At 36.2% G+C, this 8,294-nt stretch carries 7 protein-coding genes and 1 other annotated feature; of the genes, 1 reads left to right on the top strand and 6 read right to left on the bottom strand.

Features of this window, described 5'->3' with window-relative positions:
• Window positions 1-220: 220 nt before the first annotated feature.
• Window positions 221-1,228: a LysR family transcriptional regulator gene (locus HMPREF1864_RS03335; RefSeq protein ID WP_062571429.1), complete on the top strand. Its 1,008-nt coding sequence runs from the start codon at window positions 221-223 to the stop codon at window positions 1,226-1,228.
• A gap of 32 nt (window positions 1,229-1,260) precedes the next feature.
• Here HMPREF1864_RS03335 and HMPREF1864_RS03330 read toward each other — a convergent pair whose 3' ends face one another.
• From HMPREF1864_RS03330 to hcp, 6 genes are all read right to left on the bottom strand, one after another.
• Window positions 1,261-2,517, bottom strand: coding sequence for a S1C family serine protease (locus HMPREF1864_RS03330; protein ID WP_062571428.1), 1,257 nt, complete (start codon window positions 2,515-2,517; stop codon window positions 1,261-1,263).
• A 193-nt stretch (window positions 2,518-2,710) separates the two neighbouring features.
• Window positions 2,711-3,553, bottom strand: coding sequence for a MetQ/NlpA family ABC transporter substrate-binding protein (locus tag HMPREF1864_RS03325; RefSeq protein ID WP_062571427.1), 843 nt, complete (start codon window positions 3,551-3,553; stop codon window positions 2,711-2,713).
• A gap of 38 nt (window positions 3,554-3,591) precedes the next feature.
• Window positions 3,592-4,419, bottom strand: a complete 828-nt coding sequence (locus tag HMPREF1864_RS03320) for a MetQ/NlpA family ABC transporter substrate-binding protein (protein WP_082718904.1) — start codon at window positions 4,417-4,419, stop codon at window positions 3,592-3,594.
• A 91-nt stretch (window positions 4,420-4,510) separates the two neighbouring features.
• Window positions 4,511-5,164 carry a methionine ABC transporter permease gene (locus HMPREF1864_RS03315; protein WP_062571426.1) on the bottom strand — a complete coding sequence of 218 codons (654 nt, stop codon included), beginning with the start codon at window positions 5,162-5,164 and terminating at the stop codon, window positions 4,511-4,513.
• A 1-nt stretch (window position 5,165) separates the two neighbouring features.
• Window positions 5,166-6,170 carry a methionine ABC transporter ATP-binding protein gene (locus tag HMPREF1864_RS03310; RefSeq protein ID WP_062571425.1) on the bottom strand — a complete coding sequence of 335 codons (1,005 nt, stop codon included), beginning with the start codon at window positions 6,168-6,170 and terminating at the stop codon, window positions 5,166-5,168.
• A 35-nt stretch (window positions 6,171-6,205) separates the two neighbouring features.
• Window positions 6,206-6,432: a binding site (T-box leader), on the bottom strand.
• Window positions 6,433-6,485: 53 nt separating this feature from the next.
• Complete coding sequence (gene hcp / locus HMPREF1864_RS03305; RefSeq protein WP_062571430.1) at window positions 6,486-8,093, bottom strand: hydroxylamine reductase; 1,608 nt, start codon at window positions 8,091-8,093, stop codon at window positions 6,486-6,488.
• Window positions 8,094-8,294: the final 201 nt, after the last annotated feature.

Raw genomic sequence — 8,294 nt, 5'->3', positions numbered from 1 at the left:
CTTCCTTTCTTACACTATTTATGGTACTAAAAATGCACCCAAGGAGGTGGGTGCAAGGGGATTCCGGTAATTGTGATATTAAGGAAAAAGCTGGTAAACTATAAGGGATTCTTAATATTTTATTTCACAATTATCATAGACTTAGTATATAATAAAAGTACGACAAAATAAATTAATAATAATTTGTATAAATAACAAAATATTTTTGACTGGAGGATATATGAATTTTGAAAGTATCTACTACTTCACAGAACTTGCAAAGACTTTAAATATGAACGAAACTGGAGAAAAACTTTACATTTCACAACAAACTCTCTCCAACCATATTAAAAGACTTGAAGACTATTACGGGGCCAAGTTCTTTTTTAGAAAGCCAAAGTTATTGTTGACACCTATTGGTGAAGAGTACCTTGCCTATGCCGAGAGACTTTTAACTAATGAGTCCGACATGATAAATAAGATTAGGGACCTGAAAAGCGAGGATACTGGTAAGCTAATCTTAGGCGCTTCTTCCCCTCGTGCTGATATGTTTATCCCTTCGATTATAGAAAAATTTACTGAGGAGTTCCCCCATGTTGGGCTTGTCCTCCACGAGAAGCAATCCAAAGATCTGGAGTCTATGTGTCTTGAAAATAAATTAGACCTTGCCATCTCCATTGACGAGAACTATCAGAATGAAAATTTACAATCTCACCTCCTATTAGATGAAAAACTTTACCTCTGTGTTAGCGACAGACTACTTAAAAAGCATGTGAGAAATCTTAAGTCTTTAAAGGAAAAATCTTTTGAAAAAGTTAACCTTAAGGACTTCAGCAAGGTTCCCTTCCTCCTCTATACGCAGGACAACAGGATAAGGAGCCTCATTAACGAAAGCTTTAAGGAGGCAGATGTAAGACCCAATGACTACATTGAGACAGGCTACTCAAGGATTGCCCTATCTATTTGCAACAAGGCAATTGCTGCAGTTTTTATTTCTCAAATGAACATCAAGAGGTGGCTGGATGAGTTTGATGACGACATCAACATCTTCCCTCTTTATTCTGGTGATGAACCTGTTACCCTTGGCATCTATGCCATTAAAAATAAGAATCGTTACATCACCAAGTATGCCAAGAGATTTGTAGACCTCTTGGAAGAATATTTTAATTCCTTCCACGCAGAAAAACTAGAAAGAATTGCAAAAAATAAAGTAAGAGTGGCACCAGGTGGTGTCACTTTTACTTTATAAAATCCTTTTATCTTTTCTTCAATAACTCGTCTTTAAAAATTATTTTCAAATTCTTGCCTAAACCTATTGAATAAATCTTCTTGGCTTCTTGCCCTTTCTTCTTCAGCAGACTTTTCTCTATCTTGTGCCCTCAAATCCTTTTGAGCTTCCTTGTCATTTTCTATTGAGTAGTCAGTAAATTTAACTTCAGTAGTCATCTTCTTGCCCCTTCTTAGGTATTCAATTTCTACCTTGTCACCAACTTGGTACTTATAAAGAATTGACTTTAGAGCATTGTTATCATCCACTTGGTCCTTGCCAATTCTTGTGACAATGTCTCCTGCTTCAAGTCCAGCTGCTGCTGCAGGTGATCCATCGTAAACCTTGTAGACAAAAATTCCCTTATCAACATCTGGCTTTTCATTTAAGATTTGAGCTGCAACATTAACATTCATAGTCAACATACCCATAGACATTTCCTTATACTTTCCAGTTTCAATAACTTGTTTAATAATTGGTTTTATGAAATTAATTGGAATTGAAAAACCAAGACCTTCTGCTGATTGAACCTTAACTGTGTTGATGCCGATGACTTCTCCTTCAGCATTTAATAGGGCGCCACCAGAGTTACCACCATTTATTGATGCATCTGTTTGGATAAGGCCAGTCATATAACCTCCACCACTTACTGCCCCAACATACCTGTCAAGTCCAGAGATAATACCTTGGGTTACAGTTTGAGAAAATTGTAGAGAGATTGGGTTACCAATTGCTATAGCAGTGTCTCCAATTGAAAGATCATCAGAGTCACCAAGACTTGCTGCATTTAATTTTTCATTTGTATTTATCTTTACAATGGCAAGGTCAATCATTTCGTCTGCCCAAATTGTCTTACCTTGGATGTCCTTTTCATTGTTGAGTCTAACTGTTACGTCCTTTACAACTTGGTTATTTAGTTTAACAACGTGAGCATTTGTAAGGATGTAACCCTTTGGGTCAACAATTACACCAGAACCCACACCTTGGACTTCAACTTGTCCAAAGAAGGATTGTTGAACTCCCTTAGTTGTTATTCCAACTACAGAGGACATAGCCTTCTTGGCAACGGCTGATGCAACTGTTACATTGTCCTTAGCAGAAATAGTTATGTTTGAATCCATATTTGACGTCTTAGTATCTCCCTGTGGCAAAAGCTTGTAAGTTGTAATTGCTGAACCAATTATTCCCCCAATTAGGGAAAAGACTAGGGCAATAATAATTACTATCTTTCCCATACCAGGGTTTTTATTTAAATTGTCATTCATCTTCATTTTTCCTCCTCTAATAATTTATGACTTTATCTTAGTATGGTTTTGTGAAAGATTAATGAATTTATAATAAAAGCTTTTTGAAATGACTTCTACATAATTTTTCTGTTTCCTTTTCTATCTTACCTTTTAAAAATCGACTTATATTTTTCACTTGAATAAAAAAAAGAGACCCCTCAGGATCTCTTTAAAAGATTTAGTTTTCGAAAGCTGGTATAACTGCTCCCTTGAATTTTTCTTCTATAAATTTCTTAGCTTCTTCAGAGTTAAGAACCTTTAAGAATTTTTTGAATTTTTCCTTATCAGCGTCATCTTTTCTAATTGCAACTAAGTTTGCGTATGGTGAATCCTTTGGTTCTAAGAAGATTGAGTCCTTTGTTGGATCAAGTCCTTGTCCAATGGCAAAGTTTGCGTTAATAACTGCAGCACCTGCATCCTTATAAACTTGTGCAATTGAAGGTGCATCCATTGCTGTGAACTTTAGGTTCTTTGGATTTTCTGCAATATCTTTTTCTGTTGCGTTAAGATTTGTCTTATCCTTTAACTTGATTAGTCCAGCGTCTTCAAGTAAAATTAAGGCTCTTGCACCGTTACTTGGGTCGTTAGGAATGATGATTTCTGCACCATCTTGGATTTCATCAACTGACTTATACTTTTCTGAGTATATAGCCATTGGTTCAATGTGAACATAACCTAAAATTGCAAGGTCTTTGATGTTTCTTTCTTGTGTAAAGCTGTCAAGATATGGTTTGTGTTGGAAGTAGTTTGCGTCAAGGTCACCAGCTTCTAGTTGAAGGTTTGGTTGGATGTAGTCGTCGAAGTTAACAACTTCTACATCAAGTCCTTCTTTTTCAAATTCTGGTTTTAGACCTTCAATGATTTCTCCGTGAGGTGTAGGTGATACACCAATAACAATTTTGTTATCTTCATCTGCTGGGGCTTTTGCCTTTGCATCATCTTTCTTTGTACCGCCACATCCTGTTAGGGCAAGTGATAGAACCACTGATCCTAGTAAAAATAATTTTTTAAAATTTTTCATATATATCCTCCTCTAAAAAAATTATTAACTAATTAATATTAAAATGTTGGAAGCACTGCTCCCTTGAAAGTATCTTCAATATACTTTCTACTTGCTTCTGATTGTAAAACTTTTACAACCTTTTTATAAATTTCTTTATTTTCTTCGCCAGATCTTGCTGCTACTATGTTTGCATATGGTGAATCCTTAGCTTCTGTAATTATTGCATCCTTTGGATCAAGCCCATTTGCTATGGCAAAGTTTGGATTTATAAAGGCAAGGTCTGCATCTTTATAAACTCTTGGAATATTTTGTGCATCAACTGCAGTGAATTTTAAATTTTTTGGATTTTCCACTATGTCCACTTCAGTTGAGTTTAAGTTGTTCTTGTCCTTTAATTTTATAAGTCCTTCCTTATCAAGAATTAGTAGAGCTCTTGCTCCATTTGTTGGGTCGTTAGGAATTATAATTTCAGCCCCATCTTCAAGGTCCTTGATGTCCTTTATCTTTGATGAAAATCCAAGAAGGGGTGTTATAAATATTTTTGAATTTTCTAGGGAAACTATATTTGTCTTCCTATCCTTGTTAAAGTTGTCAAGGTAGGGTTGGTGTTGGTAAAAGTTTAAGTCTAGGTCCCCTGATTCAAGTTGTAGGTTTGGTTGAACATAGTCTGAGAAAACTACAAGATTAAGGTCAATGCCCTCCTTTTTAAATTCTGGTTCAAGGGCCTTTAAAAGTTCTCCGTGAGGAGTTTCTGAGGCGCCTATTGTCACCTTAGTTAGCTCTCCCGTCTTTGTGTCCTTTTCTTCTGCCTGCTTGTCTTTTCCACATGCCGTTAAAATGGCAATAAGTCCAATTAGTGTAAATAAAATTTTTGTCTTCTTCATCTTTTTTCTCCTTATTGTCGTCCTGTATTTCTTCTTCTTTTTTCTTCTTTTTTCTTCTTTTTTCTTCTTTTTTCCTTCCGCTTTTTCTTCTCTATTTTTTCTTGTCAATCCTCTTAGTCAAAAAGTTACCAACAAATTGAACTATTTGAACCAAGATTATAATAACAAGCACTGCTGACCATAGGACTAGGGGCTCATTTCTTTGGTAACCATACCTGTTTGCCACATCTCCTAGGCCGCCACCACCCATGACACCAGCCATAGCAGAGTAACCAATAACATTTATTACTGTCATTGTGATACCTGTCACTATCATTGGCATTGCCTCTGGTATCAAGACCTTAAATATTATTTCCCTCTTAGATGATCCCATAGACTTAGCTGCTTCAATAATTCCTGAGTCAACTTGGATAAGGTACCCTTCCATTAGTCTTGCAACAAAGGGTGCTGCTGAAACTGAGAGGGGAATTATCATCGCTGCAGTTCCGTAGGACTTTCCAACAATTAATCTTGAAAGTGGAAATACTACTATCATCAAGATTACAAATGGAAAAGATCTTAGGATGTTTATGATTCCATCTAGGATTGAATAAACTTTTAAGGATTCAGTAAGTCCTCCAGGTCTTGTTGTTGTTAAAATTATTCCCAAGGGAAGACCTATTAAAAGAGCAATTATTGTCGAAGCAATTACCATTACTAAAGTTTGTGGAATTGCTGGTAAAACTATATCTATTATCCTATCCATATTAAAGCACCTCCACAATTACATTATTTTCTTTCAAGAATTCAATTGCCCTTGCTCTTTCTTCATCCTTACCAAGGATTTGAACTGTAAGGTAACCAACATTTGCCGCATTTAGCTTGTTTATATTCCCAGATAAGATGGAAAAATCTATGTCAAACTTTTTGACGCATTGGGAAAGGATTGGCTTGTCATAGTTGTTATCTGCATAGGATAGTCTAAGGACATCTCCCTTGTAGTCGCTAGCCCTTACATAGCCTTCTTCCACATCGTCTTCAAGATTTTTTATAAAGGATCTTGTTACAGCAGTCTTTGGATTAGTGAAGAGTTCCTTTGTGTTGTTCTCTTCAATAATTTTTCCAGCCTCCATAACTGCAATTCTATCACAAATTTCTTTAGCAACTTCCATTTGATGGGTGATCATTATAACTGTCATGTCAAATTCATCCACAATCTTCTTTAAAAGACTTAGGACTGACTTTGTGTTTGCCGGGTCAAGGGCTGATGTCCCTTCATCTGAAAGTAGGATTGATGGGTTTGTTGCAATTGCTCTTGCTATTGCCACCCTTTGCTTTTGACCACCAGACAATTCTGCTGGATAAGAGTTCTTCTTATCTTCTAGGTCTATAAAGTTTAGAAGTTCATCTACCCTCTTATTTATCTTCTCCCTAGACACCCCAGAGATTTCTAGGGGATAGGCAATATTTTCTGCCACAGTCTTTTGCATGAATAAGTTGAAATACTGGAAGATCATTCCAATATCCTTTCTAGCAGCCCTAAGTTCCTTTTCATTTAGGCCAATAATAGACTTGCCATTTACTAGGATTTCTCCTGAGCTTGGCTCTTCTAGTCTGTTGATACACCTAACAAGGGTTGACTTGCCGGCACCAGATAAACCTATTACACCGTAAATCTCACCCCTATTGACCTTGAAAGAAACATCATTTATGGCTCTAAAACTTCTTCCATCAGTTTTAAATTCTTTAACCAAATTTTTTACTTCAATCATTTTTCCTCCAAAACAATAAAAAAGAGCTTCCATCCCATAAGGACGAAAGCTCGTGTTACCACCTTAATTCATCGCTTCCTCACGAAAGCGACCTCTTCAAGTACCATCATACTCTACTTCTGTAACGGGAAGACCCGTAAATACCTAATATCAGTATTTCCTAGAGAAGGCCATGTTCACAAAAAACTCATCCACTTCTTTCACCAAAACGAAGCTCTCTTTACTCAGAATTTTAAGCTACTCTTCTTCTCAAAAGTTTATTTTTGAATTACTTATGATTATATTAGCTTAGATTTTAAATGTCAAGCATAATATTTATTTTATTTTAAAAATTTTCATGTCCTCTTCCACGCTACTGATACCAGCGATTCCAAAATTTTCTACCAAAACATCTACTACATTTTTTGATAAGAAGGCTGGAAGAGTAGGTCCAAGGTGGATGTTTTTAACTCCTAATGATAAAAGAGCAAGTAAAACTATTACAGCCTTTTGTTCATACCAAGCTATGTTGTAGGCAATTGGAAGATCATTGACACTTTCCACCCCAAAGGCATCCACAAGGGCAAGAGCAATTTGGATAAGTGAGTAGGAGTCATTACATTGACCTGCATCAAGAACCCTTGGGATTCCATTAATGTCGCCAAGGTCTAACTTGTTGTATCTGTACTTGGCACAGCCAGCAGTTAAAATTACAGTTGACTTAGGAAGTTCTCTTGCAAAATCTTCATAATAATTTCTATCAGTCATTCTTCCATCGCAACCTGCCATAACAACAAATTTTGTGATGTCACCATTTTTTACAGCCTCGATTACCTTATCAGCAAGTTCCATAACTTGACTGTGAGCGAAACCTCCCACAATTTTTCCCTTTTCAATTTCTACTGGTGGCTCACAAGTCTTTGCAAGCTCAATTATTTTTGAAAAGTCCTTGTGACCATTACTATCTGCCTCAATGTAAGTGCAGCCAGGATAGCCTGCAGCTCCAGTGGTAAATAGCTTATTCTTGTATGACTCCCTTGGAGGGACAATGCAGTTAGTTGTCATTAGGATTGGACCATTAAAGGACTCAAACTCATCCCTTTGCTTCCACCAAGCATTTCCATAATTGCCAACGAAGTTTTCATACTTTTTAAACTTAGGATAATAATTTGCTGGTAGCATTTCAGAGTGAGTGTAAATATCCACCCCAGAATCTTTTGCTTGTTCTAGTAACATTTCTAAATCTTTTAAGTCGTGACCAGAAACTAGAATACCAGGATTTTTTCTTACCCCAATGTTTACTTCAGAGATTTCTGGATTTCCATAAGTCTTTGTGTTGGCTCCATCAAGAGTCGCCATAGCCCTATAACCCATGTCTCCAGTCTTAAGTGTCAAGGCAATTAATTCATCAAGACTTTTCTCTTCTAAGAGGTCAGCCATAGTTCTTAAGATGAATTTATTTACTTCTTCATCTTCATATCCCAAAACCTTAGCATGTCTTGTGTAGGCAGCCATTCCCTTAAGTCCATAAGTTATTAGTTCCTTCAAACTTCTTAGGTCTTCATTTTCTTCTCTAAGAATCGAAACTTGGTGACTTGCAATTTTTTTGTCGATTTCAGAAAAATCTACAGATGACCAAGCTCCTGCATCGCTGTAAGTTTTTTCTTCTCTCAAAGAGTTCATAAGCTCAATAGTTTCTACAATCCTATTTTTTATTTGCCCGTCATCAAAGTTTGCATTAGTGATGGTAGTAAAGAGGTTTAAAATAACTCTATCAATTACATCCTTATCTTCCCTTTCACTCTTAAGAGCGATCTCAGAAAGTCCCTCAGTGATCCAAATTAAAAAATCTTGGTAGTTAGCAACAGTAGCAGTCTTTCCACAAGCTCCCCTCTTAGTGCAGCCCTTGTTGTTTAAAGTTTCTTGGCATTGGTAACAAAACATATCCATAATCTTCATCCCTTCTATTTTTAAAATTATAAAATTCTCAACTTCTGCTTTTAAAATTTTTAAAATTCTTAACTTCTAAAAGTATTTTAATAGGGAAAGAAAAACTTTTCTGTTGCAAATGCAACAATAAAACAAAAAAGAGACCCCATACAGGGTCTCAACAGACTGATGACAAAGCAGGCAAAAAAGCCTGCT

This window comes from Peptoniphilus sp. DNF00840, assembly GCF_001553125.1.
Lineage (GTDB): Bacteria > Bacillota > Clostridia > Tissierellales > Peptoniphilaceae > Peptoniphilus_A > Peptoniphilus_A vaginalis.
The sequence above is the reverse complement of the archived record's forward strand: the minus strand, read 5'-3'. Positions and strand labels throughout refer to the sequence as shown.

Excerpts from the sequence above, each read along its gene's own strand:
- HMPREF1864_RS03335 (WP_062571429.1), top strand. The coding sequence starts at position 221 with ATGAATTTTGAAAGTATCTACTACTTCACAGAACTTGCAAAGACTTTA.
- HMPREF1864_RS03330 (WP_062571428.1), bottom strand. The coding sequence starts at position 2,517 with ATGAAGATGAATGACAATTTAAATAAAAACCCTGGTATGGGAAAGATA.
- HMPREF1864_RS03325 (WP_062571427.1), bottom strand. The coding sequence starts at position 3,553 with ATGAAAAATTTTAAAAAATTATTTTTACTAGGATCAGTGGTTCTATCA.
- HMPREF1864_RS03320 (WP_082718904.1), bottom strand. The coding sequence starts at position 4,419 with ATGAAGAAGACAAAAATTTTATTTACACTAATTGGACTTATTGCCATT.
- HMPREF1864_RS03315 (WP_062571426.1), bottom strand. The coding sequence starts at position 5,164 with ATGGATAGGATAATAGATATAGTTTTACCAGCAATTCCACAAACTTTA.
- HMPREF1864_RS03310 (WP_062571425.1), bottom strand. The coding sequence starts at position 6,170 with ATGATTGAAGTAAAAAATTTGGTTAAAGAATTTAAAACTGATGGAAGA.
- hcp (WP_062571430.1), bottom strand. The coding sequence starts at position 8,093 with ATGTTTTGTTACCAATGCCAAGAAACTTTAAACAACAAGGGCTGCACT.